The organism is Phenylobacterium sp. (genome assembly GCF_016124325.1).
GTDB lineage: Bacteria > Pseudomonadota > Alphaproteobacteria > Caulobacterales > Caulobacteraceae > Phenylobacterium.
Genome location: NZ_WGNY01000023.1, coordinates 40,122 through 66,623, shown reverse-complemented (window position 1 = coordinate 66,623; position 26,502 = coordinate 40,122). Strand labels below are relative to the sequence as shown.

Below are 26,502 nucleotides of genomic sequence, written 5' to 3'. Positions count from 1 at the left end.
CTTCCGGCCCGGCGTCCAGGCCGGCCCGTCGGCCGCTTAGGCCACCCGCACCCGGGCCGTGCTTTCCGGCAGGTCCTGGCCGAAGGCGCGCTGGAAGAACTCGGCCACGGTGCCGCGCTCCAGCTCGTCGCACTTGTTCAGGAACGTCATGCGGAAGGCCAGGCCGATGTCGCCGCCGAAGATCTCGGCGTTCTGGGCCCAGGTGATCACGGTCCGCGGGCTCATGACGGTGGAGATGTCGCCGTTCATGAAGGCGTTCCGCGTCATGTCGGCCACCCGCACCATGGCGTTGATGGTCCGCTTGCCCTCGGCGGTGTTGTAGCCGGGGGCCTTGGCCAGCACGATCTCGGCTTCCACGTCGTGGCTCAGGTAGTTCAGCGTGGTCACGATCGACCAGCGGTCCATCTGTGCCTGATTGATCTGCTGGGTGCCGTGATAGAGGCCGGTGGTGTCGCCCAGGCCGATGGTGTTCGTGGTCGAGAACAGCCGGAAGTTCGGGTTGGCCCGGATCACGCGGTTCTGGTCGAGCAGGGTCAGCTTGCCCGAGGCTTCCAGCACCCGCTGGATCACGAACATCACGTCCGGCCGACCGGCGTCGTACTCGTCGAACACCAGGGCGATCGGCCGCTGCAGCGCCCAGGGCAGCATGCCCTCGCGGAATTCGGTGACCTGCTTGCCTTCCTTCAGGACGATGGCGTCCTTGCCGACCAGGTCGATCCGGCTGATGTGGCTGTCGAGGTTCACCCGGATCATCGGCCAGTTCAGCCGCGCGGCCACCTGCTCGATGTGGGTCGACTTGCCGGTGCCGTGATAGCCCTGGACCATCACCCGGCGGTCGTAGGCGAAGCCGGCGCAGATCGCCCGCGTCGTCTCGGGGTCGAACTTGTAGGCCTCGTCGATGTCGGGGACGTGCGGGTCCCGCTCCGAGAAGGCCGGCACCTTCATGTCGAAGTCCACGCCGAAGGTCTCGCGCGTGCCGACCTCCCGGTCCGGCGTGAGCGCGATCAGCTTGTCTTCAGTGGTGTCGAAAGCGGCCATGGCGGCCTCGGATTACAGGCTTGCCGTTGCGGACGCAAACAGGTGTTTTGTCAGAAAATGCGAGCCGGCCCGAAGCCGGCCGCCACGGGCGGGAGGCGACATGGGCCAGAACGAACGCATTGTCAGGGACTTCATCGCCGCGTGGTCGCGGCTGGACGCCGCCGAACTGGCGGACTTCTTCGCCGAGGACGGCGTCTACCACAACATGCCCGCCCGGCCGGTGGCCGGCCGCGAGGCCGTGAAGGCCTTCATCGCCGGCTTCGCCAAGGACTGGTCGGCGACCGAGTGGGACATCCTCAACATCGTCGAGCAGGGCGACGTGGTGATCGCCGAACGGCTCGACCGCACGCGGGTGGGCGACAAGCGCGTCGACCTGCCGTGCTGCGGGGTGTTCGAGATGCGGGACGGCAAGATCAGGGTGTGGCGCGACTACTTCGACCTGGCGACCTACACCCGGGCGCTGGGAGGCTGAGATGGCGGACGGCGGTCACGGCGGCGGGATCCAGGTGCGGCCGCAGGAATCGGGTTTCGGGGCCGAGGTGACGGGCCTCGACCTGTCGCGGCCCCTGCCGGCGGAGGCGATGGAGCAGGTCCGCGCGGCCTGGGCGCGGCACGCGGTGCTGGCGTTCCCGGACCAGCCGCTCAGCCTCGACGAACTGGAGGCCTTCACCCTCCAGATGGGGCCGTTCGGCGACGACCCGTTCATCGCGCCGATGCCGGGCCGGCCCAATGTGCTGGAGCTGCGGCGCGAGCCCGACGAGAAGGCGCCGAACTTCGGCGGCGGCTGGCATTCCGACTGGAGCTTCCAGGACGCGCCGCCCGCGGCCACGATCCTGCGCTCGGAGGTGGTCCCGCCGGTGGGCGGCGACACCCTGTTCGTCGACTCGGCCCGCGCCTACGACGACCTTTCGGAGACCATGAAGGCGATGCTGGCGCCGCTCAGGGCCATCCACTCGGCGGGCCGGCCCTATGGCGCCAACGGCCTCTTCGCCCGCGAGACCGAGAAGCGGACCATGACCATCCTGTCGTCCGCTGAGGCCGACAAGACCCACCCGCACCCGCTGGTCCGCACCCATCCGGTCACGGGCCGCAAGGCGCTGTTCGTCAGCCCGACCTACACGGTGGGCGTCGAGGGCCTGACCGCCGCCGAGGCCGACGCGGTGCTGGGCTTCCTCTACAAGCACCTGCTGCAGGACAAGTACCGCTATCGCCACAAGTGGCGACCCGGGATGGTGCTGATGTGGGACAACCGCTGCACCATGCACTTCGCCGAGGGCGGCTATGACGGCCACCTGCGCGTGATGCACCGCACGACGGTGGCCGGCGAGGTTCCGGTGTGATGCACCCGTGAACGCCGTCTACATGATGGCGAGCGGGCAGCACGGGACGCTCTACATCGGCGTGACCAATGACCTCGTCCGCCGTGCGCACGAGCACCGTGAAGGCCTGATCGAGGGCTTCACCAAGCGCTACGGCGTGAAGCGCCTCGTCTGGTTCGAACTCCACGACAGCATCCTCACCGCGATCCAACGGGAGAAGTCCCTCAAGAAATACAAGCGCGAGTGGAAGGTGAACCTGATCGAGCGGGAGAACCCCAAGTGGGCCGATCTCTACCCAGCCTTCTTCGTGGCCGAAGGGCCGCTCTCGCACCTGCAACCACCCGAGCGGCACATGTGAACCCACCGTCATGGCCGGGCTTGTCCCGGCCACCCAGAAGCGCCGACCGAACCGACGATTTCGCTGCGGCCCGCGCAGAGCGCATTCCGGCGGAGTCCGCGTCTCTGGGTGGCCGGGACAAGCCCGGCCATGACGGTGTGAAATCAGTCCGCGTACTTCGCCTTCAAACCCATCAGGCCCACGAAGCTGAGCAGGCCTGCCGCCGCCAGGTAGAAGCCCACCCAGGCGACGCCGCCGGTCTCGGCCAGGCGCTGGGCCACGAAGGGCGCCAGCCCGCCGCCCAGGATGCCGCCCACATTGAAGGCGATCGAGATGCCGGTGTAGCGGACGCGGGGCGGGAACAGGCTGGGCATGAAAGCGCCCAGCGGGCCGTAGACCAGCCCCATCACCAGCAGCGCCGCCGACATCCAGGCCCACACCAGGCCGAGCGCGTCGGCCCGCACCATCAGCCCCATCAGCGCGCCGACGATCACAGTCCCGGCGCATCCGACGATCAGCACCGCGCGCGGGCTGGTCCGGTCGGCGGCGTAGCCGGCCGCCACGATGCCCGCGGCCATGAACAGCATGGCGATGAGCTGGGCGCCCAGGAACGACTCGCGGTCGTAGCCCAGCTTCCCCACGCTCCAGCCCAGGGCGAAGGTGGTCGAGATGTAGAAGATCGCGAAGCAGGCGATCACCGCCAGGGTCGCGCCCGCCAGCGCGCCGGGATGGCGCTTGAACACCTCGGCGGCCGGCACGTGGCTGGCCTCGGCCTCGGCCATCGCCTTCTTGAACGTCGGCGTCTCGCCGATCCGCAGCCGGATCCAGAGGCCCACGCCCACCAGCACCACGCTGGCCAGGAACGGCAGCCGCCAGCCCCAGGCCTTGAACTGCTCGGCGTCGAGGAACAGGCCCAGGATCAGGAACAGGCCGTTGGCGAGCAGGAAGCCCGTCGGCGCGCCCAGCAACGGCACCCCGCCGAACCGCCCCCGCTGGCCCGGCGGGGCGTTCTCCACCGCCAGCAGCACGGCGCCGCCCCATTCGCCGCCCAGGCCGAAGCCCTGCCCGAACCGCATCAGGCATAGCGCCAGCGGCGCCAGCCAGCCGATCGCGGCGTAGCCCGGCAGGAAGCCGATCAGCACCGTCGAGCCGCCCATCAGCAGCAGCGAGGCCACCAGGGTCGACTTGCGCCCGATCCGGTCGCCGAAATGGCCGAAGAACGCCGCGCCCAGCGGCCGGGCGAAGAACGCGACGGCGAAGGTGGCGTAGGCCGAAAGCAGCTGGGCCGACGGCGAGATGTCGGGGAAGAACAGCGGCCCGAACACCAGCGAGGCCGCCGTGCCGTAGATGTAGAAGTCGTAGGTCTCCACCGCCGTGCCCACGAGGCTCGCGGCTAGGACACGCCGGGTGGAGGCGCCGGATTCGGTGACGGACAAGCTCGTTTCCCCCTCGTTGCGTCCGGCTTCGCGTCCGAGGCCGCGAAGGTCAAGCCGCATGGCGTTCCTCGCCGATTGGGGCTAGGGCGAAGACATGAGCGCAGACGTCGATCCCTTCTACGCCATCTCCATCAGCGGCTTGGCCCAGAAGCTGAAGGCCGAGGGCCGTTCGATCATCCACATGGAGTTCGGCCAGCCGTCGACCGGCGCGCCCAAGGCCGCCATCGCGCGGGCGCACGAGGTGCTCGACACCGACGGCATGGGCTACTGGGAAAGCGCGCCGCTGAAGGCGCGCATCTGCCGCCACTACGCCGAGACCTATGGCGTGACGGTGGAGCCCCGCCAGATCACGCTCACCTGCGGCGCCTCGCCCGGGCTCGTCCTGGCGCTCTCGGCCACCTTCAAGCCGGGCGACGTCATCGCCATGGCCCGGCCGGGCTACGTGGCCTACCGCAACACGGTGAAGGCGCTGAACATGACGGCGCTGGAGATTCCCTGCGGGCCGGAGACGCGCTTCCAGCTCACGGCGGCGACGCTGGCGGCGCTCGATCCGGCGCCGGCCGGCGTGATCATCGCCAGCCCGGCGAACCCTACCGGCACCATCATCCCCGGTGACGAACTGGCCGCCATCGCCGAGGTCTGCCGCGCCCGCGGCATCCGCATCGTCTCCGACGAGATCTATCACGGCCTGACGTTCGGCGAGCCGACGCGCTCGATGCTGGAGTTCGAGCCGACCACCATCGTGGTGAGCAGCTTTTCCAAGTATTTCAGCATGGCCGGCTGGCGGCTGGGCTGGCTGATCGTGCCGCGGGAGGAGGCCTCGCGCGCGGTGGCCTACATGGGCGCCCTGTTCCTCACCGCCCCCTCGCTGGCCCAGCACGCCGCCCTGGTCGCCATGGACTGCAAGGACGAGCTGGAAGGCCACCTCGCCACCTACCGGCGCAACCGCGAACTGCTGCTCGACGCCCTGCCGCGCCTGGGCCTGGAGCGGATCGCCCCGCCGGACGGCGCCTTCTACATCTGGGCCGACGTGGGCCGGCTGACCGACGACAGCCTGGCCTTCTGCAAGCAGCTCCTCACCGACACCGGCGTGGCCACGGCGCCGGGGATCGACTTCGACCCGGTCGAGGGCCGGCGCTTCATCCGCATGAGCTTCGCCGTCTCCACGCCGGAGATCGAGGAGGCGATCCGCCGGCTGGTCCCGTGGTTCGAGGCGGCGCGGGCGAAGGCGGCCTAGCCCCCTCCGGCGCTCCTCCCCCGTGCGAACGGGGGAGGTGGATCGGCGCGCAGCGACGAGACGGAGGGGGGCGACCGGCTACGGCCGCCGGTAGATCGTTCCGTCCTTCATCACGAAGCGCACGTTCTTCACCGCCGCCACGTCGGTGGTCGGGTCGCCCGCCACCGCCACGAGGTCGGCCGCGCAGCCGGCGGCGACGCAACCCAGCTTGCCGGTCTGTCCCAGGATCGCGGCGTTGGTGGCCGTCGCCGCGGTCAGGGCCTGGAGCGGGGTCATGCCGTCCTTCGCCATCCAGTCCATCTCGCGCCAGTTCTCGCCGTGCGGGAAGACGCCGACATCGCCGCCCATGCCGATCGTGACGCCCAGCTTCAGCGCCAGCCGGAAGGTCTCGGCCGCCTGGGCCATGCCGCTGGTGGGCGGCCCGCCGGGCTTGTAGCCGCGGAAGTACTCCGACGTGGCCGCCACGGCCTCCAGGGTCGGGACGAGCGCCGTTCCCTTCTCTTTCATGAGCTTCAGCGTCGCCTCCGAAGCGCTGTAGCCGTGCTCGATGGTGTCGACGCCGGCCAGCACGGCGCGGCGGATGCCCTCGTCGCCCGAGGCGTGGGCGGCGACCGGGCGGCCGAGGTCGTGGGCCGTGCGCACCAGGGCGTCGAGCTCGGCCTTGCTGAAGGCGGGCCGGGTCTCGCCGTTCGGACCGATCCGGTAGTCGGCGTAGACCTTGATCCAGTCGGCCCCGGCGGCGGCCTGCTCGCGAACGGCGGCGACCACCTCGTCCACGCCGCTGGCCTCCTGGGCGCCCTGGGGCAGGTCCATGTCGGTGCGGAAGCCCTGGCGCGGGCCGTAGGCGCCCCTGGCCACGATGGCGCGGGTGACCACGAAGAGGCGCGGCCCGGCGACGATCCCGTCCGCGATGGCCTTCTTCAGCGACACGTCGGCGTCGCCGGCCCCTTCGGTGCCCAGGTCGCGCTCGGCGGTGAAGCCGGCCATCAGGGTGCGCGTGGCGTCCCGCCCGGCTCGGAGGGTCCGGTAGAAGGGCGCCTCCTTCAGCACCTGATCGTCCCAGAGCGTCTCGTTGTACGGGTGCAGCAGCAGATGCGAGTGCAGCTCGATCAGGCCCGGGACCAGGGTCGTTCCCGGCAGGGCCACGACCTCAGCGCCGTCCGCGGCCACGTCCGCCTTCGGCCCGACCGCCGTCACCTTCGCGCCGTCGATGCGCACGACCCAGCCGGCATGCGGCGGCGAACCCTCGGTCCAGACCGCATCCGGCTCCAGCAGATAGCCGCCGGCGTTGGCCGCGCCGCCGGACGCCAGGGCGACAACGAGTCCCAATAGGGCCTTATAGGGAATCATTGACTCTCCAATTGGGAATGATAGGGAACATTCAGCAACGACGAGTGGTCCGATGTCCGAGGAAGTCTACACGGTGGAGCAGTTCGCCGAACGGCTGAAGCTGCATCCCAAGACGGTGCGCCGCTTCATCCGCGAAGGCCGCCTGCGCGCCGTCAAGGTTGGCAAGTCGTACCGCATCCTGCGCAGCGACATGGAGGCGATGACCGGCGTCGTCCCGGGCGCGCGTCCCACCACCGCGCGGGTGACCAGCATCGTCGACATGCCCGATGTCGCTCCGGCGCTGGCCGAACGGATCGCGCGCACCCTGCCCAGCATGCGGATGGGCCATGAGGCCCATGCGGACGCGATGAGCCTCGATGTGGCCTACGACACGGTCCGCAAGGTCCTGAAGGTCGTCATCGCCGGCTCGCCCGCCGACACCGCCGCGATGCTGAAGATGATCCAGGTGCTGACGGAGGCCTGAGCATGAACGCCGTCTATCGCACCGCCGCGGCCGGCGAGGCCGTGCGCGCCCGCTATGCCGAGTTCCTCGCCCACTGGCCGGTCCCGAACGAGCACCTGCGCATCCCGACCGCCCAGGGCGAGACCTTCGTGGTCGCCTGCGGGCCGAACGACGCTCCGCCGCTGGTCCTGCTGCACGGCTCGATGGCCAATTCGGCGAGCTGGCTGGGCGACGTGGCGACCTGGGCGCGGCGCTTCCGGGTCTATGCGGTCGACATGATCGGCGAGCCGGGCTTCAGCGCGCCGTCGCGGCCGCCGCTCGCGTCCGGCGCCTATGCGCCCTGGCTGGACGAAGTGTTCGCGGCCCTCGGCATCGAGACGGCCGCGCTGGTGGGCCTCTCGCTCGGCGGCTGGCTGGCGCTGGAATACGCCACGAACCGGCCCGGGCGGGTGAGCGCGCTGGCGCTCCTCTGCCCGGGGGGCGTGGGCAGGCACAGGAACGTGCTGCTCTGGGTCCTGCCGCTGATGCTGCTGGGGCCCTGGGGGCGGCGGAAGATCGGCGAGCGGATCCGCGGCGGGCCCGAGCCCAAGGACCTGCCGCCGGCGGTGAAGGCGTTCGGCGCGTTCATGGCCATGATCAACGCCAGCTTCCGGCCGCGCACCGAGCGGCTGCCGCAGTTTTCGGACGACGCGCTGCGGCGGCTGGGCATGCCCGTGCTGGCGATCCTGGGCGGGCGCGACGTGTTCATCGACTCGCCGACCACCAAGGCGCGGCTGGAGGCGTTGGTCCCGAAGGCCGAGGTGGTCTGGCTGGCGGACGCCGGCCACATGCTGGTGGGCCACGCCGCGCGGATCGACGCGTTCCTGACGAGCGTGCTGAGGCCATGAGCGGCGAGGCCCGGACTATCGGCGGAACGGCGGTCTATGTCCTTGCGCCCGACGGTCCGCTGCTGGACGGCGAGCGGGCGGCGACCGATCTGATCGGCGAGGCCCTGGGCGCCCGCGCCGAGCTGCTGGTCGTCCCGGTCGGCCGGCTCGCGCCGGGGTTCCTGGCGCTGCGCACGCGGATCGCCGGCGAGGCGATCCAGAAGTTCGTGAACTACGGGCTGAAAGTGGCCTTCGTGGGCGACGTTTCGGAAGCGGTCGGGGCGAGCGACGCGCTGCGCGATTTCGTCCGCGAATCCAACCGCGGCCGCCACGTCTGGTTCGTGGCCGACGAGGCCGAGCTGGCGGAGAAGCTCGCCCGCCTGGGTTGACGGCGCCCGTCCCGCTGCGGTTCTTCGCGGGGCCGCACGTGTAAGGGGAGGGGCGCATGCAGACCCGCAAGATCGGACCGCTGGAAGTTTCGGCCATCGGCCTGGGCTGCATGAGCCTGTCGTCCGGCTACGGGCCGGCCGCGGACCGCCCGCGCGCCGAGGCGGTGCTGCTGGGCGCGCTCGACGCCGGCTACACCTTCTTCGACACCGCCGCGGTCTACGGCCTGGGCCACAACGAGACGCTGGTCGGCGAAGTGCTGGGCCCCCATCGCGACAGGATCGTTCTGGCCTCGAAGTGCGGGATCACCGATGCGACCGGAACCCAGCGCGGCCTCGACGGCCGGCCCGAGACGATCAAGGCGCTGTGCGACGTCAGCCTGCGCCGGCTGAAGACCGACGTGATCGACCTCTACTACCTCCACCGCTGGGACAGGCAGGTGCCGATCGAGGAGAGCGTGGGCGCGCTGGCGGATCTGGTCGCGGCCGGCAAGATCCGGGCGATCGGCCTGTCGGAGGTCTCGGCGCCGACGCTGCGCCGGGCGCACGCGGTCCATCCGATCGCCGCCCTGCAGACCGAATACTCCCCGTGGACCCGCAATCCCGAGATCGCGGTGCTGGACGCCTGCCACGAGCTGGGCGTCACCTTCGTGGCCTTCTCGCCCGTGGGCCGCGGCTTCCTGGCCGGCGGCGTGCGGCGGGCGGAATTCGCCGAAGGCGACATGCGGGTCGCCATGCCGCGGTTCCAGGGCGAAGCCTTCGAGGCCAACCTGCGCCTGCTGGCGCGCTTCGAGGCCCTGGCGGCGAAGGCGGGATGCACGCCGGCCCAGCTCTGCCTCGCCTGGCTGATGGCCAAGGACCCCGCGCTGGTCTCCATTCCCGGGACCACGAACCCCGACCACATGCGTGAGAACGCGGCGGCCGCCGATGTCGTCCTCTCCCCCGAGCTCGTCGCCGAGGTGGACGAGACGGTGAACGGCCGGACGGTGGCTGGCTCGCGCTATTCGCCCCAGCTCCAAGCGTCGGTCGACACCGAGAAACTGCCGGTAGACAACTAACGCGGGTATTTGAAATTTAGTAAGTCCACGATTGCGGTCAATTGCCGCAGGCGCGATCTGGCGCGGCCGTCGAAATGCGTGGTTAACCGCGATATTGGCCTCTCGCTCGGGAGCGGAGAAGTGGGCCATGAGCGACCAATACCACGTCAAAGAGCGACTTGATTTCATCGGCTTAGACGACAAGGCGCGCGCCACGCTGCGCGACCTCAAGCCGTTCGTCGCCGCCAATATCGGCCCGGCCCTCGAGACGTTCTACGCCCGCGTCCGCCAGACGCCGGATGTGAAGCGCTTCTTCCGCGACGAGGCCCAGATCACCGGGGCTCAGAACCGCCAGGGCGGCCACTGGGCCATCATCGCCGAAGGTCGCTTCGACGAAGACTATGTGCGCGGCGTGCGCGCCATCGGCGAGACCCATGCGCGGATCGGCCTGGATCCCCGGTGGTACATCGCCGGCTACGCCCTGATCCTGGACGGGCTCCTCCAGCGTCTCCTGAAGGCGCACTGGCCGACCGGTCCGCTCGTCCGCGGCAAAGGCCCCGAGGCGGTGGGCGCGGCGATGGGCGCGCTGGTCCGCGCGGTGATGATCGACATGGATTTCGCAGTGTCGATCTACCTCGACACGCTCGAAGCCGAACGGCAGCGCCTGGAGGCCGAGCGCCAGCGCAGCGAGGCCGAGCAGACCACCGTCGTCTCGGCCCTCGGGCAGGCGCTGTCGCGGGTTTCGGCCGGTGATCTGCGCGCCCGCATCGATGTCGATGTCGCGCCGCAGTTCGAGGGCCTCAAGTCCGATTTCAACACCGCCCTTTCGGCGATGGAGGCGGCCGTCGCCTCGGCCTCCTCGGCCGCCGGAATCGTCGCCGGCGGCGTGGCCCAGATCAGTTCGGCCGCCGACGACCTGTCGCGCCGTACGGAACAGCAGGCGGCCAACCTGGAAGAGGCCGCCGCCGCCCTGGAGGAGATCACCTCGGCGGTGCGCAAGAGCGCCGAGGGCGCCACCTCGGCCCACGAATCGGTCGGCGTGGCGAAGGGCGACGCCGAGCGGTCGGGCGAGGTCGTCCGGCGCGCCATCGCCGCCATGGACGAGATCAGCGCCTCGTCCGGCAAGATTTCCCAGATCGTGGGCGTGATCGACGAGATCGCCTTCCAGACCAACCTGCTGGCCCTGAACGCGGGCGTGGAAGCGGCGCGGGCCGGTGAAGCCGGCAAGGGCTTCGCCGTCGTCGCCTCCGAAGTCCGGGCCCTCGCCCAGCGCTCGGCCGAGGCGGCCAAGGAAATCGAGGCGCTGATCGCCGCCTCGACCCGCCAGGTGAAGGCCGGCGTGGACCTCGTCGGGCAGACCGGCGAGTCGCTTGCGGCCATTTCCGGGCGCGTGGCGACGATCGACCAGCTGGTGGCCGATGTGGCCGCCTCGGCCCAGGAGCAGTCCCGCGGCCTGGGCGAGGTCAATGTCGCGGTCGGCCAGATGGATCAGCTCACCCAGCAGAATGCGGCGATGGTCGAGGAAACCACCGCCGCCACCCACGCGCTGGATGCTCAGGTGAACGACCTGGCCAAGACGATGAACAGCTTCCAGTTCTCCACCGCGACGGCGCAGCGGCGGTCGGATCGCGCGGCCTGACGCCGCCGCGCGCGGCGGGGCCGGGCTCAGTCGCCGGCCCGCGCGCACTCCCCATAGGCCGGGCCGCGCGACAGCGAGCGGAACAGCGGCGCCTGGAGCAGCAGCTCGCCGACGCCCCCGGCGAGCGCCGCCGGGCCGATGTCGCGCACGAGGTGCGCCCGGATCTCCGGCCGGACGGAGTCCTCCGGCGCAAGCGGGTCGCGATCGGCCAGGGCCTCGAAACGGGCGTCGTCGGCGTCGCGGTCGCCGCTCAGGTCGCCGATCCGCTCGAACATCATCACGAAGGCCGTGGGCGTCCGGGCCGAGTCGAGCGCCGAGCCCAGCGCCAGGCCGTCGAGCACGTCGGCCCTCGCCATGGCGACGCCGTTGAAGATCCCGAACACCATGGCCCCGCTGACCACGTCGGCGGCGATGCAGATGAGCTGGTTGTGCACCGGGAGCATCCAGCCCTCGACGCGCGTGCCGCCCGTGCCCATGCGCAACTCCAGCAGGCCGTTGGCGTCGAGCCGGATCATCCCGTAGTCGTGCAGGAAGCGGCCGGGGCTGAGCACATAGGGCCGCGTCGAGCGGAAGAAGCCTTCGTAGGCAGCGCCGCGCAGGGCGGTCGTCGCGCGAATCTGCTCGAGGATGGCCAGGGGCAGGCCGGGCAGGGGGTTGGCGGCGGCGACAGCGGCGGGATCGGCCCCGAGCAGGACCGCCAGATCGGCCAGGCTGCGATCCCAGTCCAGCACCGTGAAGCCGGGCACGCGCTCGGCGATCAGCAGGGTCAGCCGCGAGAGGTTGTGTTCCGAAGGGCGCACGGCCCCGGTCGCCCAGCGGCCGACGACCGACTTGTCCACGCACAGGTCGGACGCCAGCCGACCGCGGCTCAGGGACAGGACTTTCAAGGCGAGGGCGAACTTGGCGCTGAACGGTTCCGACATCGCTGGCGATGTTCGCGGGCGCGCGCGCGCGTTTCATCCCCCTACGAGGGGAATTCGCGTCAGGCGCAGAGGGCGCTGACGATTTCTTCGCGGCTCCCCACGCCCAGCTTCTGGCCCAGGCTGCGCACGTGGGTGACCACGGTCGAGGCGCCCACGCCGAGCCGGTCGCCGATCTGGGGGTAGGACAGGCCGCTGGGCAGCATGCGCGCCACGTCCTGCTCGCGCGGCGTCAGGCTGCGGAAGATCGGCGAGCGCAGCATCTTCAGGCCGACGGGCAGCCGCCTTTCGATCTGCACGGCGACCGTGCTGGCCGCATCGCCCTCGTTGGGATCCAGCGCGTAGGCGCGGATCACGAAGCGGCCGTAGGGCGTCACGGCGTCCATGCGCGCCGGCGCGCCGCCGCCGCCGGCCAGCGCCCGGCCGACCCGGCCGGCCAGGTCGCTCAGCATCGGGCGCGCCCATTCGTAGATCCGGTCCCGAAGCACCGCGAGATCCGCCGGCACGCCCGCCGCGCCATGAAGCAGCCGCCAGGCTCCCGAGCTGGCGTGCAGCACGCGGCCCTCCAGGTCGGTCACCAGGATCGCGGCGTCGTCCTCCAGATCGTTCTCGGGCCAGTCGGTCAGGTTCGGCGCGCGGCCGACGGCCTGGACGATGTAGGGCCGCAGCATGCGCAGCATGCGCATCTCGTGGTCGCTGAAGTCTCGCGCCTGCGGCGGCCGGCCGATGCCGAGATTGCCGATCGCGCGGGCGCCGTCGCGCAGGGCCAGGCCCGCGATCCAGTGGTGGCGGGCCTCCCTGTAGACCTCGTCGTAGATCTCGGTCTCGCCGAAGTTGGGCGTGTAGTCGCTCACCCGGATCACGCTGAGCGCCGGGCTCAGCTGCATCTCCCGCTGGCGCGGGTAGTAGCGGGCCTCCTCGGCGTCGAACCAGCGCGTCGCATAGCGGCTGATCAGTTCGGGCCCGCTGTCGATGGTGATGTAGGTGTCGACCGGCTGGCCGTCCGGCCCCAGCCAGAGCATGGCGGCGGACTCGAACGGCGCCACGTCGCCCAGGGCGCTCACGAACTCGGGAAAGGCCAGGCGATCGGGCAGGCCCAGCGCCGCCAGCCGCTGCATCGCGGCCATCGCCCTTCGCGCGCGATTCGCCATGTCCAGCCCCCTGGCCCTTTGCCGAACAGATTGATCCAAACGGCCCGCGACCGCGAGGGGCGTCTCCCGAGACGCGAGCGAGGCCCGCCGCCGCGTCTTCGAAATGCCGCGCCCCACGTCGCGTCAACTCGGGTATCGTGCCGCAAAACAAGGGTGGAGGAACGCCATGACGGAAGCGGCCTATGACGCCGTGATCGTGGGCGCGGGCTTCTCGGGCCTCTATATGCTGCACCGGCTGCGGGCCCAGGGCCTGTCGGTGCGGGTCTACGAGGCCGGGAGCAGCGTCGGCGGCACCTGGTACTGGAACCGCTATCCCGGCGCCCGGGTCGACATCGAGAGCCAGGAATATTCCTACTCGTTCTCGCCGGAGCTCGACGCCGAATGGGTGTGGAGCGAGCGCTACGCCACCCAGCCCGAGCTGCTGTCCTACCTCAACCACGTGGCCGACCGGTTCGACCTGCGTCCCGACATCCAGCTCGACACCCGGGTGACGGCGGCGGTGTTCGACGAGGCGACGAACCGCTGGAAGATTTCGACCGACCGGGGCGAGGCGGTCACCGCGCGCTGGTGCGTCATGGCCACCGGCTGCCTTTCGGTCGCCAACGAGGTCGCCTTCCCGGGCGCGGAGTCGTTCGAGGGGGCGAGCTGGCACACCCAGTCCTGGCCCGAGGGCGGCGTCGACTTCACGGGCCAGAAGGTGGGCGTGATCGGCACGGGCTCGTCCGCGATCCAGTCGATCCCGGTGATCGCCGGGCAGGCGGACCACGTCACCGTCTTCCAGCGCACGCCCAACTTCAGCGTGCCGGCGCACAACGGGCCGGTCGATCCGGCGGTCGCCGCCGACTGGGCCGCCAACCGCGCCCAGCGCCGCGCCGAGGCGCGCGAGACCGGCTTCGGCATCCGCATGGTCGAACCGCGCGAGACCGAGACCTTCGCCGACGATCCCCAGGCGCGCCAGGCCGAGTTCGAGCGCCGCTGGAAGATCGGCGGCTTCGCCCTGCTGGGCGCCTACGGCGACACCCTGGCCAGCGAGGAAGCCAACGAGATCGCCGCCGAATTCGTGCGCGGCAAGATCCGCGAGATCGTGAACGACCCGGAGACGGCCGAGAAGCTCTCGCCGCGCAGCTTCCCGATCGGGGCGAAGCGGGTGTGCGTCGACACCGACTACTACGCCACCTTCAACCGGCCGAACGTCAGCCTCGTCGACCTCAGGGACGAACCCATCGAGGCGATCGAGCCCACGGGAATCCGCACCTCGAAACAGACCTACGAGGTGGACGCCATCGTCTACGCCATCGGCTTCGACGCCATGACCGGGGCGCTGTCGAAGATCGACATCCGCGGCCGCGGCGGCGCGAGCCTGCACGAGCGATGGGCGGCCGGGCCGCGCACCTATCTCGGCCTGATGATCGCGGGCTTCCCCAACATGTTCATCGTCACCGGGCCCGGCAGTCCGTCGGTGCTCTGCAACATGGCCGTCGCCATCGAGCAGCACGTGGAGTGGATTTCCGACTGCATCGCCTGGATGGGCGAGCGCCAGATGGGCCGGATCGAGGCGACGGAAACGGCCCAGGACGAGTGGGTCGCCCACGTCAACGAGGTGGCGGACGGCACGCTCTTCCCGAAGGCCAACTCCTGGTACATGGGCGCCAACGTGCCCGGGAAGCCGCGGGTCTTCATGCCCTACATCGGCGGCTTCCCGGTCTATCGCGAGAAGTGCGAGGAGGTCGCCACCAGGGGCTACGAGGGCTGCCTCGTCGCCTCCGACGCCCGGGCCTAGCGTTTGCGCTCAATCCCGCTCGTCCCGGCGAAAGCCGGGACCCAGATGGAAGGTCTTTGAGGCGGGCTCTGGCAGCTCCGAGGCCGTCCAATCCGCGTCTGCGTCTCGAGATCTGGATCCCGGCTTTCGCCGGGATGAGCGGACGTTGTCGAATCCGTCGCCCTGACCTGGAGGCCCGCGCTTAGAGTCCCTCGCCGGTTGCTAGCCAGCGGGCGCAGTCGGCGCCCAGCTTCTCGACCGCCATCGTCTCGTAGGCGGCGCTCTCCCCGGCCGAGAGCACGTCGCGCCAGCGGCCGTTGACGCCCTTGTTGATGAAGGTGTCGGCGCCGCCCTCCCAGGGCATGCCGCCCAGCGGGGCGAACTGGGCGGCGTGGGCCTTCATGTAGTCGAAGGTGCAGTGCTCGACGGCCTTGGGCCAGACGTTCTCGGCGAGCTCGACACCCAGGAAGGCGGCGATCTTGCGCATCTCGCCCTCGAGGTCGGCCTTCAGGTTGGCGAAGTGGATCAGCTTGACGTTCGGCTGGTCGCGCAGCGCCCACCAGCTGGCGGTGTTCTCCCAGAACGACCAGAACGGCCAGCCGTCCTTCTCCAGCCAGGTGCGGTAGTAGCTGCGGATGTCGGGATCGGGCCGCGGCATCGGCGGGCCGACGAGGTCGTCGCGCCCGTTGAACATCTCGTAGGTCTCGTCCTTGAAGCCCGTGTGGTGGTTGTACATGCTCCACACCACGTCGCGGCCGTCGCGGGCGACGTAGACGTACTTGGCCTTCGGCGACATCACCAGGGCGTCGGCGGGCAGGTGGGTCTTGATGATCCGCCGGTGGGTCTGGGCCTCCACCATCTGGCGCACCTCGGGCGGGATGATGGTCATGTCCCACCAGGGCGAAATCTCGGCGACCGAGACGTCCGGGTCGGCCTGGAAGATGATCTGGGCGACGATCTGCTGGGTCCAGGTGGTGCCCGACTTCGCATAGGTGCCGACGATCACGTCATCGTCCCGGAACTTGAAGTCGTTCCAGTACGTGGAGTGCATGTGGTGGTTCATCAGCTCGCGCGTCTTGCGCGGCAGGTCGAGCACGGCGTCCGGCATGGTTAAGGTCTCCTTGGACCTCCATATACCGGCGGTTTCCGCGCCCGGATGCAACGATCAGGATTGCGCGAGCGCGCGGGCCTCCTGGTCAGCGTACTGGCCGCCCTTGCGGTAGGTATAGAGGTAGGTCGGCAGCACCGCCTCCAGCGTCGCCGGCGTGATCCCGAGCTCGGCGAAGCCGGGGAATTGGCCGCTGGTCACGTTGTCCGACTTGAGCAGGGCCACCTGATCGGCCGTGATCGGCGGCGGGATCAGGAACGCGGCGAGGTCGGCCAGGCTTCCCAGCATGGCGGCCGCCGGGAACGGCAGCGGCAGGAGCAGCCGGCGCTGGCCGGTCTCGGCCATCATCAGCTCCATCAGCTCGCGGAAGCTGTAGACCCCCGGGCCGCCCAGCTCGAACGTCTGACCGGCGGAGGCCGGATCGGTGACGATCTTGGCCAGCGCCTTGCCGACGTCGCCCACGAACGCGGGCTGAAAGCGGGTGTGGCCGCCGCCCACCAGCGGCAGGACCGGGCTCAGCTGCGCCAACTTCGCGAACTTCTCGAAGAAGCCGTCGCCCGGCCCGAAGACGATCGAGGGCCGCACGATCGCCGCGTCGGGGAACACCTCGCGCACGGCCGCCTCGCCCTCGCCCTTGGTGCGGGCGTACTTCGACGCCGACTCGGGATCGGCGCCGATGGCCGACATCTGGATCGCCCGCTCGACGCCCTGGGCCTTGGCGGCCTCGGCGACGTTCTTCGCGCCCATGGTCTGGACGGCCTGGAAGCCCTGGCGGCCGCTCTCGTAGAGGATGCCCACCAGGTTCAGCGACGCGGTCGCGCCTTCCAGCGCCCGCTGCAGCGAATCCTTGTTGCGGACATTGGCCTGGACCACGTCGATCTGGCCCACGTCGCCCATCAGCCGCATGCGGTAGGCGAGGTTGGGGTTGCGCACGGCCACGCGGACGCGCCAGCCGGCCTTGGCCAGGAAGCGCACGGCCTGGACGCCGACGAAGCCGGATCCGCCAAAGACGGTGACGAGGTTCTGCATGACGGCGCCGCCGGTCCCTTCAGCCCCTTGAGAAGAGCCAGCGATTAGACGATGCGGCCGCGCGCCGCAATGCGACATGACCCCTTCTCGCAAAGCCGCCGTTGACCCCGGATGGGCGGCGCCATATGTAGCCGCCTCCCGATCCTACGGACGGGGCCCAGGTGGCGGAATTGGTAGACGCGCTGGCTTCAGGTGCCAGTGGCTTAACGGCCGTGGAGGTTCGAGTCCTCTCCTGGGCACCACTTGTCTTCATCGGAGGCGAGTGTGGCGAGCCGGATATTCTTCCGGATACTCTTCAGCGCCATGAATTGATCGCCGTTCGCCCCTGACGGTCAGGGGACGGGCGTCACGCGCAGGGTCGAGCCGTCGTCCAGCGTGGCGGTCCAGGCGCTGTCCTTGTCCGCCGGCGCGTTGGTCCAGCAATGCGGCGGATCGCCGGCCTGCACCAGCCTCACGATCGGCGCCGACGAACCTCCTCAGTGCATCTTGAAGCGGATCGGCACCGACTTGGGGCCGCAGACGAAGCTCGCCTCCATCCGCTTCGGCTGGCCGTCCAACTCCACCGATTCCAGCCGCGGCAGCAGTTCCTCCCAGAGGATGCGCATCTCCATCCGCGCCAGGTGCTGGCCCAGGCACACGTGCGCGCCGTAGCCGAAGGCCACGTGCTTGTTGGGCGTGCGGGCCACGTCGAACTCGAACGGGTCGTCGAACACCGCCTCGTCGCGGTTGCCTGACGGATAGCTGAGGAACAGCCAGTCGCCCTTGGCGATCTTCCTGCCGGCCAGCTCGGTGTCCTCGGTCGCGGTGCGCATGAAGTGCTTCACCGGCGTCTCCCACCGGATCGATTCCTCGATCAGCCCCTTGATGAGCGACGGGTCGTCCTTCACCGCCCGGAACTGCTTTGGCCGCTCCGCCAGCGCCCAGAGCGCGCCCGCCGTGGTGCTGGAGGTGGTGTCGTGGCCCGCGGTGGCGGCGATGATGTAGTAGCTCATGGCCTCCAGGTAGCCGAGCGGCTGGCCCTCGATCTTGCCGTTGGCGATGATGCTGGCGAGGTCCTCGCGCGGGTTGCGCCGCCGGTCCTCGGTCATCTCGTTGAAGTAGACGATGAAGTCGGCGACCGTGGCCTGCAGGCTGGCCAGCGCCGCGTCGGTGTCGGCGGCCATCCCGCCCGAACGGTTCAGCTCGGGGTCGGCGCTGCCGAACAGCTCCTGGGTCAGCTTCAGCATCCGAGGCTCGTCGGCCTCGGGTACGCCGATCACCTCCATCACCACATGCAGGGGATAGAGGAAGGCCACGTCCTTGGCGAAGTCGCAGCGGTCGCCGTGCGCCGCCATGCGCTCGACGAAGCCCCGGGCGATCTCGCGGATCCGCTCTTCCAGCCGGCGCAGGTTCTGCGGGGCGAAGGCGTTCTGGGTCAGGTGGCGGTAGTTGCGGTGGTCCGGGTTGTCCATCTGGACCAGCGAGCGCACCAGGTGCGGCGAGCCGCCCATCATCTGGCGCACCTTCTGGTCGGCCTCGATGGTGGTGAGCACGGTCGAGCGGTCGCCGTTGTGGAACAGGTCGTTCTTCAGCTCGACCTCGCGGATGTCGTCCTGCCGGGTCACGACCCAGAACGGGTCGAAGCCCTCGGGGTGGGCCTGATCCAGGGGCGCCTCGCGCCGCAGCGTGGCGAAGGCCTCGTCCACCCGTTTCCCGTCGGCGTAGGCCTTGGGGTCGATGATGGTCTGGGCGATCTCGTGATCGATCATGGCCGCTGTGGTCCTTCCGTTCGCGGCCTCGACGGGCCGGGCGCTTCCCCTTGCCGACGAAGCTAGGTCGAACTTGCTATACGTACAACAAGTAACTACGACTCGGCGCATGACCCACGGCATGACGCGAGCGATGCGCGGGACGCCGATACGCAGGACTCAGGCCGAGCGCCGCGACGAGTCCGAGCGGCGGCTGCTGGACGCCACAGCCCAGGTCGTCGCCGAGGACGGCGTCTCGGCGGCCACCTTCGAGGCGATCGGGCGCAGCGCCGGCTATTCCCGGGGCCTGGCGACCCAGAAGTTCGGCTCGAAGCAGGGGTTGATCGAAGCCCTGATCGCCGACCTGCACGAGAAGCAGGACGACGCGCTCGCGGCCCATCACATCGACGACATGCCGGGCCTGGACGCCCTCCTGGAATATGTCGACCTCTACCTCAGCCACCTGGCCGAGGGGCAGGCGACGCGGGCCTACTTCAAGCTGCTGGCCGGCGCCGTCGCCGACGCCTCGGAGCTGCGCGCGGCCTTCGGCGGGTCGCACGACCGGGTCAAGGATCGCCTGTCGCGGCTGGTCGCGCGCGGCCGGGCGGCCGGCCAGGTGCGGCGCGAGGTCGACCCCGACGCCGCGGCCCTGATGGTGGGCTCGCTGCTGCTGGGCGTCAGCATCCAGTGGCTGGTGGACCCGGACACCGACATCGACGCCATCCGCCGGACCAGCCTGCGCACCCTGCGCCTGGCCCTGGCCGCGCCCGGCGTCGTCACGCAGGAGACGCGCCCATGAGCGAGGCGCCTTACCAGACCTGGCAATGCCGCACCTGCGGCTACATCTACGACGAGGCCGAGGGCGCGCCCGACGAAGGCCTCGCCCCCGGCACGCGCTGGGCCGACATCCCCGCCGATTGGGTCTGTCCGCTCTGCGGCACGCCCAAGGCCGACTTCGACATGGTGGAGCTCTGAGCGCCCCTCTGTTCCCGCGCGCGAGGATCATCTAGAACCGGCCCGACGACATTCACCATGCCCGCGGTCCGCGCCGGACCACCACGGCCGGAGTTTCAGGCGAATTGACCACCTTCCTGCATGACGGAGACCTGCCGGCCGACGCCCTCGCCGGCGCCAGCGCGGTGGCCGTCGATTCCGAGACCATGGGGCTGCGCCTTGGGCGCGACCCGCTGTGCGTGGTGCAGCTGTCGGCCGGCGACGGCGACGCCCACGTGGTCAAGCTGGACCGCTCCACCTATGACGCGCCCAACCTCAAGCGGATCCTGACCGATCCGGCGGTGGTCAAGATCTTCCACTTCGGCCGCTTCGATATCGCCATGTTCTGGCGGCATCTGGGCGTGGTGACCGCGCCCGTCTACTGCACCAAGATCGCCTCGAAGCTGGCGCGCACCTACACCGACCGTCACGGCCTGAAGGACGTCAGCCGCGAGCTCCTGGGGGTCGACATGTCCAAGGCCCAGCAGTCGTCCGACTGGGGCCAGGCCAAGCTCACCGACGAGCAGGTGGCCTATGCGGCCTCCGACGTGCTGCACCTGCACGCGCTGCGCGCGCGGCTCGACGAGATGCTGGTCCGCGAAGGTCGCGACCACCTGGCGCGGGCCTGTTTCGAATTCCTCCCCCACCGTGCGTTGCTGGACGACGCCGGCTGGGAGGATGCAGACATCTTCGCCCACGCCTAGATAGAAGCGATGACGGCCGCCGACGCGCCCACGTCCGATCCGCCCCGCCGCGCCGATTTCGAGCGCTGGCGCAAGCGGTCGCGGCTGATCCGCACCCTGCGCTGGTCGCTGCCCGGCCTGATCGGGCTGATCTTCGTCGGCCTGATCGGCAGCGTGGTGTGGTCGACCTTCAACTCCCAGCCCCGCCAGGCCCAGGGCGCGGACGAGCCGATCCGGCTGGTCACGCCCCGCTTCGTCGGCCGCGACGACAAGGGCCGCGCCTTCGTGCTCACTGCCGACAGCGCCACCCGCGACCGGCTCGACTACCAGCGCGTGATCCTGAAGAAGCCCGCGCTCGTGCTGGACGAGGGCGGGCCCGACGAGCTGCGCATCCACGGCGCGGACGGGATTTTCCACGAGCAGAGCGGCAAGCTGGAGCTGTCGGGCGGCGTGCAGTTGTCCGACACCAAGAACGTCTTCGACACGGCCGCCTCGCTGTTCGACACCAAGACCGGCGAGATCATCGGTTCAGGCCCCATTAAGGGCGCGGGAGGCCTTGGAGAAATCAACGCGGAGTCCTATGCGATCTACGGCAAGGGCGAACGCATGGTCTTCAAGGGCGGTGTGCGCACGCGCATCGAGACGAAGAAGAAGTAGAGGAAGGCTCGGAAGGCCCGTGATGAAATCCAACGTCGCCCCCATGGCGCTGGCCGCCCTCCTCGCCGCCGCCGGCGCCGCGCGCGCCCAGCAGCTCGGCCCCAACGCCGACGGGCCGATCGACATCACCGCCGACGAGCTGGAGGTGCAGAACAAGGCCTGCATCTCGATCTGGCGCGGCCGCGCCGAGGCCCTGCAAGGCGACGCCCGGGTGCGCGCCGACGTGCTGAAGGCGGTGTTCGAGACCAAGGGCGGTTCGGGCGCGGCGTCGACCGGCGCCTGCGGCGACCTGATCCGCATCGAGGCCCAGGGCTCAGTCTACTACGTCACCACCAAGGACCAGCGGGTCCACGGCGACAACGCCGTCTACGAGGCCGGCAGCGAGACCGTGACGGTCACCGGCGACGTGGTCGCGCTCCAGGGGCAGAACGTGCTGCGCGGCTCGCGCATGGTCTTCAACACCCAGACCGGCGAAGGGCGCATGGTGGGCACCGCGACGGGCAAGAACGCCGCCGGGCGTCCGCGCGGCGTATTCTATCCCTCGAAGAAGCAGGACGACGCGGCGAAATGAACGCCCCGCAGCCGCTGAAGCCCCAGGCCAAGGGCGCGATCCCCAGCGACGGCCTGGTGGTCGACAACATCGGCAAGTCGTTCCGCGGCCGGCCGGTGGTCAAGGGCGTCAGCCTGCGCCTGGCGCGTGGCGAAGTCGCCGGCCTCCTGGGCCCCAACGGCGCCGGCAAGACCACCTGCTTCTACATGATCACGGGCCTGATCCCGGCCGACTACGGCGCCATCTACCTCGACGGCGAGAACATCACCGCCCAGCCCATGTACCAGCGCGCCCGCATGGGCGTGGGCTACCTGCCGCAGGAGACCTCGATCTTCCGCGGCATGAGCGTGTGGGAAAACGTCATGTCGATCGTCGAGCTGCGCCAGCGCGACAAGCGCCAGGCCCGCGCCACGGTCACCCAGCTCCTCGAAGAGCTGCACATCGAGCACCTGAAGAACGCCCCGGCCGTGTCGCTCTCGGGCGGCGAGCGCCGCCGCGTCGAGATCGCCCGCGCCCTGGCCAGCGAGCCCAGCTTCATGCTGCTGGACGAGCCGTTCGCCGGCATCGACCCGCTGGCCATCGCCGACATCCGCGAGGTGATCAGCTACCTCAAGCAGCGCGGCATCGGCATCCTGATCACCGACCACAACGTGCGCGAGACGCTCGACATCATCGACCGCGCCTCGATCATCCACGCGGGCGAACTGCTCTTCGAAGGCAGCCCCGACGAGATCGTCGACGATCCCGAAGTGCGTCGCGTCTACCTGGGCGACCGGTTTAACTAGGGCGCGGCCGGCTCACGGCGCGCCGCCTTTACCTCAGAGGTAGTTTCCTCTCGCCGCGGATGCCGGATGATGCTCCCTCGCGGCAAGGGGGGAACCGATGACGCGCGCACAGCATAAGGCCTGGCTGAAATTCGCCGCCGTCTTCGTGGGCGCTTTCGGGCCGGTCTTCTTCCTGGGAACCATGAGCGCCACGCTCGAACCGGCCCGCCTCAGCCTGGACATCCTGAGCTGGCCGGTGGACGGGGCGACCACCTACCAGTCGCCCGACACCCGGTTCCTGTCGGCGCTGACCGGCGGCTTCCTGTTCGGGTGGGGCGTCACGATCTGGTGCTTGGCGCGGTGGGCCTACGATCAGGCGCCTGAAGCCGTTCGTCGCAGCGTGGTGACGGGTCTGCTGGCCTGGTTCGTCCTCGACAGCGCCGGCTCGGTGGCCTCGGGCAACCCGTCGAACGTCGTCTTCAACGTGATCGTCCTGCTCGTCGCGGTCGGCCCGCTCTGGCGGCCGGCCAGGGACTGACGCCGCGCGCCGGCGATTACCCGCCGGGTAATCGCGCCGGTTCCCGGCCTGGGGAACATTGGGTCATCCACGGAGGACCCTCATGAGCCAGACCAAGCCCCTCGACGTCGTCACCGCCTTCCTGAAGGCGATGGAGGCCATGGACTACGACGCCGGCTGCAAGCTCATCGCGCCGGACTGCGAATACACCAATCTCCCGATGGGGACCGCGCAGGGCCCGGAGGGCGTGCGCGCGACGCTGGAGCCGTTCTTCGCGCCGACGCTGAGCAACCAGTTCGTCGTGCTGCGGCAGGTGGTCGACGGCGACCTCGTGGTGATCGAGAGGCTGGACCGCCACCAGCTGGGCCCGGACCGCTGGGCCGAGCTTCCGGTGACCGGCGTCTTCGAGGTGCGCGACGGGCTGATCACCGTCTGGCGGGAGTATTTCGACCTGGCCACCCTGTTCCGCCAGTGGCCCGAGCTCCAGGCCGCCATGGCCGCCTGAGCCTCAGGTCTCGCCGTCTCCGGCCGGCGGCTCCGCCGGCGCCGAGCCGTCGGGCGGGGGCAGGATCTCCGCGCCCGGCGGCACGGTCTCGACATAGATCGAGCGGCTGGGGAAGGCGAAGCCCGCGCCGGCCTCCTCCACGATGCCCTTGATCGCGTAGGCCAGGGTTTCCTTCACCTTCAGCCACTCGCCCCAGACGATCGTGCGGGTGAAGCAGTAGACCATGATGTCGATCGACGAATCGCTGAACTTGTCGACGCGCACGAAGGCCGGCGCCTTGGGCGGCTGCACGAAGGCCTTGTCGTTCAGGATGTGCGCCTCGATGGCGTCGCGGATCTGGCGCAGCTGGTCGGTGGTGGTGCGGTACTCCAGCGTGATCATCCAGGAGATGCGCCGGTAGGTCATCTGCGAGAAGTTGGTGATCGCGTTGTCGGCCAGCTTCGCGTTGGGCACGAACACCGGCGCCATGTCGAAGCGGCGGACCTTGGTGGTCCGCAGGCCGATGGTCTCCACCGTGCCCTCCACCACGCCTTCGGCCAGGATCCAGTCGCCGTTCTGGAACCGCCGTTCGGCGATGACGAAGATGCCCCCGATCAGGTTCTTGAACAGGTCCTGCGCGCCCAGGGCCACGGCTACGCCGAACAGGCCGAGACCCGCCAGCATGGGCCCCACCTTGATGCCCCAGATCTCCAGGATCGCCGCGCCGCCCAGGGCGGCCACCAGGATGCGGCCGACGCGCACCGTCCAGCCCACCATCGCCGGGTTGAAGGCCGCCGAGCGCCCGTTGAGCAGGGACGAGAGCGGCTGGACGACCTGGTAGATCGCCCAGAAGAGGGTCAGCGCCACCAGCGAGCGGTCGACCTGGAGCAGCACCGTCTTGACCGCCGGCGGCGGCGTGACGAACTGGGTGATGACGAAGGCCGCGATGACGATGGGGACGAAGCGGGCCGGCGGAGTGAGCGCCTCGACCATGGCGTCGTCCAGGTCGGTCTTGGAGCGCGACGCGAGCGCGCGCAGGTAGCCCAGGATCGCGAAGCTGAAGACCCGGCGCACCAGCACCGCGACGCCCAGGATCAGCAGCGCCATCGCGATCTGGCTGACGGCGACGCCCATGTAGCCGTGCCGCCAGACGTCGACCACCAGGGCCCAGAAGTCCTCGAAGGTATGAACGCCCACGCTACGCCTCACGTCCACGGGCGCCGGCGGATCCGGGCCGGTGGTCGCGGGCCTGTATAGGGGCAGCGCGCCGCTGGGGGAAATCCGGCCGCCGCCGGATCAGGCGGCTTCTTCCACCTTCAGGGTCTCGCGCAGCTCGCGCTTCAGGAACTTGCCGTTGGCGTTGCGCGGCAGCGGCTGGTCCACGAGCCAGATGTAGCGGGGGATCTTGTGGCGGGCGATCAGCGCGCCGATGTGGGCCCGCAGCGCCGCGGCGTCGACCTGCTCGCCGGGGCGCACGAAGACGGCGGCGCCCACCTCCTCGCCGAGGCGCTGATCGGGCACCCCGAACACCGAGCATTCGGCCACCGCGGGGTGCTGGTGCAGGGCGCTCTCCACCTCGGCGCAGTAGATGTTCTCGCCGCCGCGCAGCACCATGTCCTTCTTGCGGTCGACGAGGTAGATGAAGCCCTCCTCGTCCAGCCAGGCCACGTCGCCGGTGTGCAGCCAGCCGTCGGTGATGGACTCCGCCGTGGCCTCGGGGCGGTTGATGTAGCCCTTGATGACCGAGGCGCCCTTCACCCACAGCTCGCCCGGCTGGCCGGGCGGCAGCGCCTGACCGTCGTCGCCCACGATCCTGACGTCGAAGGTGGGCATGGCGCGGCCGCAGCTCGCGGGCTTGTCCACGAAGAAGTCGCCCGAGATCGAGGTGATGATCCCCGAGGTCTCGGTCATGCCGTAGCCGGTGTTGGGGCGCGCCGTGGCGACGGCCTGGTCGATCTTGGCCACCAGGTCGGGCTGCAGCTGGGCGCCGCCGCCGCCGACGGTGAGCAGGCTCGAGGTGTCGTGCTTGTCGAAGTCGGGGTGGGTGATCAGTTCGCGGGCCATCACCGGCACGCCGCCGGCCGAGGTGCAGCGTTCGCGCTCGATCAGCTTCAGCGCGTGGCCGGCGTCCCAGCGGTACATCAGCACCATCTTGCCGCCCGCCGCCGTCGTCGCGTAGGCGCCGCAGTTGTTGGCGGTGACGTGGAACAGCGGCGTGGTCACCAGGGTCACCGGGATCGGCGGCGCGGCCGGCGGGGCGACGCCCGTGGCGCGCTGGGTGGCGAGGCCGTGCGCCTGGCCCGAGAACATCATGTTCATCAGGTTGCTCACGCTGGAGCGGTGCGTGAGCTGCGCGCCCTTCGGGAAGCCCGTGGTGCCCGAGGTGTAGAAGATGCAGAGGTCGTCGTCGGGGTCGACGGCCACGTCGGGCAGCGGGGATGGCGTGGCCACCGTCTCGGCCCAGGCGACCGCGCCGGGCGGCGGATCGGCGCGCACGGCGACCAGCAGGATGTCGCCCAGCATGTCGGGCTGTTCGGCGATGCGGGCCAGACGTTCGGCGTCGGCGAACAGGATCTTGGGCGCGGAGTCCTTCAGGCCGTAGGCCATCTCGGGCGCGGTCCACCACGCATTCATGCCGACGCAGGCCACGCCGATGCAGGCGCAGGCCCAGTAGATCAGCATCCATTCGGGGTAGTTGCGCATGGCCACGGCCACGCGGTCGCCCGGCTTCACGCCCTGGCTCAACATCCAGGCGGCGAGCGCGGCCACCTTCTCGTGGCTCTGGGCGTAGGTCAGCCGCTCGTCCTCGTAGACCAGGTAGTCGCGGTCGGCGAACTGGGCGGTGGAGAGCCACAGGGCCCGCACGTTGGGCGGCGCGTTCTTGAAGGTCTTGATCGGGACGCCTCGCACCTCGACCTCGACGATCTCGAACGGCGCGCCGGGCCCGGTGAGTTCGGCCCAGGCCTTGTCGAGTTCGGCGTAGTGCATGGCGGCTCCCTTTATCGCCGGCGTCTGCTCTTGGCCGGCTGTTGCGCACCTCCTAACCCGAAGGCGCGGCGCGAGGCGAGACGGA

General features: G+C 70.0%; 29 protein-coding genes and 1 tRNA gene. 19 read left to right on the top strand and 11 right to left on the bottom strand.

Annotated elements, in window-relative coordinates:
• Positions 1 to 36 precede the first annotated feature (36 nt).
• On the bottom strand, positions 37 to 1,038 hold the full coding sequence (gene cobS, locus GC203_RS14545) for a cobaltochelatase subunit CobS (protein ID WP_293455769.1): 1,002 nt from the start codon (positions 1,036 to 1,038) through the stop codon (positions 37 to 39).
• Positions 1,039 to 1,138: 100 nt separating this feature from the next.
• Here cobS and GC203_RS14540 point away from each other — a divergent pair, with 100 nt between their 5' ends.
• The 3 genes from GC203_RS14540 to GC203_RS14530 are packed head-to-tail and all read left to right on the top strand — an operon-like array spanning position 1,139 to position 2,715.
• The gene (locus GC203_RS14540) at positions 1,139 to 1,510 is read left to right on the top strand and encodes a limonene-1,2-epoxide hydrolase family protein (protein ID WP_293455768.1); all 372 of its coding nucleotides are present in this window, start codon (positions 1,139 to 1,141) and stop codon (positions 1,508 to 1,510) included.
• A gap of 1 nt (position 1,511) precedes the next feature.
• Positions 1,512 to 2,378 (top strand): TauD/TfdA family dioxygenase, encoded by an 867-nt coding sequence (locus GC203_RS14535; protein WP_293455766.1) that lies wholly within the window; start codon positions 1,512 to 1,514, stop codon positions 2,376 to 2,378.
• Positions 2,379 to 2,385: 7 nt separating this feature from the next.
• On the top strand, positions 2,386 to 2,715 hold the full coding sequence (locus GC203_RS14530) for a GIY-YIG nuclease family protein (RefSeq protein WP_366501861.1): 330 nt from the start codon (positions 2,386 to 2,388) through the stop codon (positions 2,713 to 2,715).
• A gap of 143 nt (positions 2,716 to 2,858) precedes the next feature.
• Here GC203_RS14530 and GC203_RS14525 read toward each other — a convergent pair whose 3' ends face one another.
• Positions 2,859 to 4,130, bottom strand: a complete 1,272-nt coding sequence (locus tag GC203_RS14525; protein WP_293455763.1) for an MFS transporter — start codon at positions 4,128 to 4,130, stop codon at positions 2,859 to 2,861.
• A gap of 94 nt (positions 4,131 to 4,224) precedes the next feature.
• Here GC203_RS14525 and GC203_RS14520 point away from each other — a divergent pair, with 94 nt between their 5' ends.
• Positions 4,225 to 5,367, top strand: coding sequence for an aminotransferase class I/II-fold pyridoxal phosphate-dependent enzyme (locus tag GC203_RS14520; RefSeq protein WP_293455761.1), 1,143 nt, complete (start codon positions 4,225 to 4,227; stop codon positions 5,365 to 5,367).
• Between the two features lie 78 nt (positions 5,368 to 5,445).
• Here GC203_RS14520 and GC203_RS14515 read toward each other — a convergent pair whose 3' ends face one another.
• On the bottom strand, positions 5,446 to 6,696 hold the full coding sequence (locus tag GC203_RS14515; protein WP_293455760.1) for an amidohydrolase family protein: 1,251 nt from the start codon (positions 6,694 to 6,696) through the stop codon (positions 5,446 to 5,448).
• A gap of 73 nt (positions 6,697 to 6,769) precedes the next feature.
• Here GC203_RS14515 and GC203_RS14510 point away from each other — a divergent pair, with 73 nt between their 5' ends.
• The 5 genes from GC203_RS14510 to GC203_RS14490 all read left to right on the top strand — a co-directional run bounded on the left by GC203_RS14510 (position 6,770) and on the right by GC203_RS14490 (position 11,087).
• Entirely contained in the window at positions 6,770 to 7,180 is a 411-nt protein-coding gene (locus GC203_RS14510; protein WP_293455758.1) for a helix-turn-helix domain-containing protein, read from the top strand.
• A 2-nt stretch (positions 7,181 to 7,182) separates the two neighbouring features.
• Positions 7,183 to 8,046: an alpha/beta fold hydrolase gene (locus tag GC203_RS14505; protein WP_293455755.1), complete on the top strand. Its 864-nt coding sequence runs from the start codon at positions 7,183 to 7,185 to the stop codon at positions 8,044 to 8,046.
• The gene (locus GC203_RS14500; RefSeq protein WP_293455752.1) at positions 8,043 to 8,414 is read left to right on the top strand and encodes a DUF4180 domain-containing protein; all 372 of its coding nucleotides are present in this window, start codon (positions 8,043 to 8,045) and stop codon (positions 8,412 to 8,414) included. Before GC203_RS14505 ends, GC203_RS14500 begins: the two co-directional genes overlap by 4 nt.
• A gap of 56 nt (positions 8,415 to 8,470) precedes the next feature.
• On the top strand, positions 8,471 to 9,469 hold the full coding sequence (locus tag GC203_RS14495; RefSeq protein ID WP_293455749.1) for an aldo/keto reductase: 999 nt from the start codon (positions 8,471 to 8,473) through the stop codon (positions 9,467 to 9,469).
• Between the two features lie 127 nt (positions 9,470 to 9,596).
• A complete protein-coding gene (locus GC203_RS14490; RefSeq protein ID WP_293455747.1) occupies positions 9,597 to 11,087 on the top strand; it encodes a globin-coupled sensor protein in 1,491 nt (496 codons plus the stop codon).
• 26 nt (positions 11,088 to 11,113) lie between these two features.
• On the opposite strand, the gene GC203_RS14485 is transcribed toward GC203_RS14490, so the two are convergent.
• Positions 11,114 to 12,010, bottom strand: a complete 897-nt coding sequence (locus GC203_RS14485) for a hypothetical protein (protein ID WP_293455745.1) — start codon at positions 12,008 to 12,010, stop codon at positions 11,114 to 11,116.
• A 59-nt stretch (positions 12,011 to 12,069) separates the two neighbouring features.
• Positions 12,070 to 13,158 carry a helix-turn-helix transcriptional regulator gene (locus GC203_RS14480; RefSeq protein ID WP_293455743.1) on the bottom strand — a complete coding sequence of 363 codons (1,089 nt, stop codon included), beginning with the start codon at positions 13,156 to 13,158 and terminating at the stop codon, positions 12,070 to 12,072.
• A 166-nt stretch (positions 13,159 to 13,324) separates the two neighbouring features.
• Here GC203_RS14480 and GC203_RS14475 point away from each other — a divergent pair, with 166 nt between their 5' ends.
• The gene (locus GC203_RS14475; RefSeq protein ID WP_293455741.1) at positions 13,325 to 14,938 is read left to right on the top strand and encodes an NAD(P)/FAD-dependent oxidoreductase; all 1,614 of its coding nucleotides are present in this window, start codon (positions 13,325 to 13,327) and stop codon (positions 14,936 to 14,938) included.
• Positions 14,939 to 15,119: 181 nt separating this feature from the next.
• On the opposite strand, the gene GC203_RS14470 is transcribed toward GC203_RS14475, so the two are convergent.
• Together GC203_RS14470 and GC203_RS14465 are read right to left on the bottom strand one after the other, a co-directional pair.
• A complete protein-coding gene (locus GC203_RS14470) occupies positions 15,120 to 16,025 on the bottom strand; it encodes a sulfotransferase domain-containing protein (RefSeq protein WP_293455739.1) in 906 nt (301 codons plus the stop codon).
• A 57-nt stretch (positions 16,026 to 16,082) separates the two neighbouring features.
• Positions 16,083 to 17,054 (bottom strand): complex I NDUFA9 subunit family protein, encoded by a 972-nt coding sequence (locus GC203_RS14465; protein WP_293455736.1) that lies wholly within the window; start codon positions 17,052 to 17,054, stop codon positions 16,083 to 16,085.
• Positions 17,055 to 17,209: 155 nt separating this feature from the next.
• Between GC203_RS14465 and GC203_RS14460 the strand changes: the two genes are divergently transcribed.
• Positions 17,210 to 17,296: transfer RNA gene (locus GC203_RS14460), tRNA-Leu, on the top strand.
• A gap of 90 nt (positions 17,297 to 17,386) precedes the next feature.
• On the opposite strand, the gene GC203_RS14455 is transcribed toward GC203_RS14460, so the two are convergent.
• Positions 17,387 to 17,509, bottom strand: a complete 123-nt coding sequence (locus GC203_RS14455) for a hypothetical protein (RefSeq protein ID WP_293455734.1) — start codon at positions 17,507 to 17,509, stop codon at positions 17,387 to 17,389.
• A gap of 21 nt (positions 17,510 to 17,530) precedes the next feature.
• Complete coding sequence (locus GC203_RS14450; RefSeq protein ID WP_293455731.1) at positions 17,531 to 18,802, bottom strand: cytochrome P450; 1,272 nt, start codon at positions 18,800 to 18,802, stop codon at positions 17,531 to 17,533.
• A gap of 109 nt (positions 18,803 to 18,911) precedes the next feature.
• On the opposite strand from GC203_RS14450, the gene GC203_RS14445 reads away from it, so the two are divergent.
• From GC203_RS14445 to GC203_RS14410, 8 genes are all read left to right on the top strand, one after another.
• Positions 18,912 to 19,580 (top strand): TetR/AcrR family transcriptional regulator, encoded by a 669-nt coding sequence (locus GC203_RS14445; RefSeq protein WP_293455728.1) that lies wholly within the window; start codon positions 18,912 to 18,914, stop codon positions 19,578 to 19,580.
• Entirely contained in the window at positions 19,577 to 19,756 is a 180-nt protein-coding gene (locus tag GC203_RS14440; RefSeq protein ID WP_293455725.1) for a rubredoxin, read from the top strand. The genes GC203_RS14445 and GC203_RS14440 overlap by 4 nt, the downstream gene beginning before the upstream one ends.
• 104 nt (positions 19,757 to 19,860) lie before the next feature.
• Positions 19,861 to 20,478, top strand: a complete 618-nt coding sequence (locus GC203_RS14435; RefSeq protein ID WP_293455723.1) for a ribonuclease D — start codon at positions 19,861 to 19,863, stop codon at positions 20,476 to 20,478.
• A 9-nt stretch (positions 20,479 to 20,487) separates the two neighbouring features.
• A complete protein-coding gene (lptC, locus tag GC203_RS14430; protein WP_293455721.1) occupies positions 20,488 to 21,114 on the top strand; it encodes an LPS export ABC transporter periplasmic protein LptC in 627 nt (208 codons plus the stop codon).
• A 22-nt stretch (positions 21,115 to 21,136) separates the two neighbouring features.
• The gene (locus tag GC203_RS14425; protein WP_293455719.1) at positions 21,137 to 21,685 is read left to right on the top strand and encodes an LptA/OstA family protein; all 549 of its coding nucleotides are present in this window, start codon (positions 21,137 to 21,139) and stop codon (positions 21,683 to 21,685) included.
• On the top strand, positions 21,682 to 22,449 hold the full coding sequence (lptB, locus tag GC203_RS14420) for an LPS export ABC transporter ATP-binding protein (RefSeq protein WP_293455716.1): 768 nt from the start codon (positions 21,682 to 21,684) through the stop codon (positions 22,447 to 22,449). Before GC203_RS14425 ends, lptB begins: the two co-directional genes overlap by 4 nt.
• A 97-nt stretch (positions 22,450 to 22,546) precedes the next feature.
• Complete coding sequence (locus tag GC203_RS14415; protein WP_293455713.1) at positions 22,547 to 22,966, top strand: hypothetical protein; 420 nt, start codon at positions 22,547 to 22,549, stop codon at positions 22,964 to 22,966.
• Between the two features lie 82 nt (positions 22,967 to 23,048).
• Positions 23,049 to 23,450, top strand: coding sequence for a limonene-1,2-epoxide hydrolase family protein (locus GC203_RS14410; protein ID WP_293455710.1), 402 nt, complete (start codon positions 23,049 to 23,051; stop codon positions 23,448 to 23,450).
• A 3-nt stretch (positions 23,451 to 23,453) separates the two neighbouring features.
• On the opposite strand, the gene GC203_RS14405 is transcribed toward GC203_RS14410, so the two are convergent.
• Positions 23,454 to 24,626, bottom strand: a complete 1,173-nt coding sequence (locus GC203_RS14405) for a mechanosensitive ion channel family protein (RefSeq protein ID WP_293455708.1) — start codon at positions 24,624 to 24,626, stop codon at positions 23,454 to 23,456.
• Between the two features lie 99 nt (positions 24,627 to 24,725).
• Entirely contained in the window at positions 24,726 to 26,417 is a 1,692-nt protein-coding gene (locus GC203_RS14400) for a class I adenylate-forming enzyme family protein (protein ID WP_293455707.1), read from the bottom strand.
• Positions 26,418 to 26,502 lie beyond the last annotated feature (85 nt).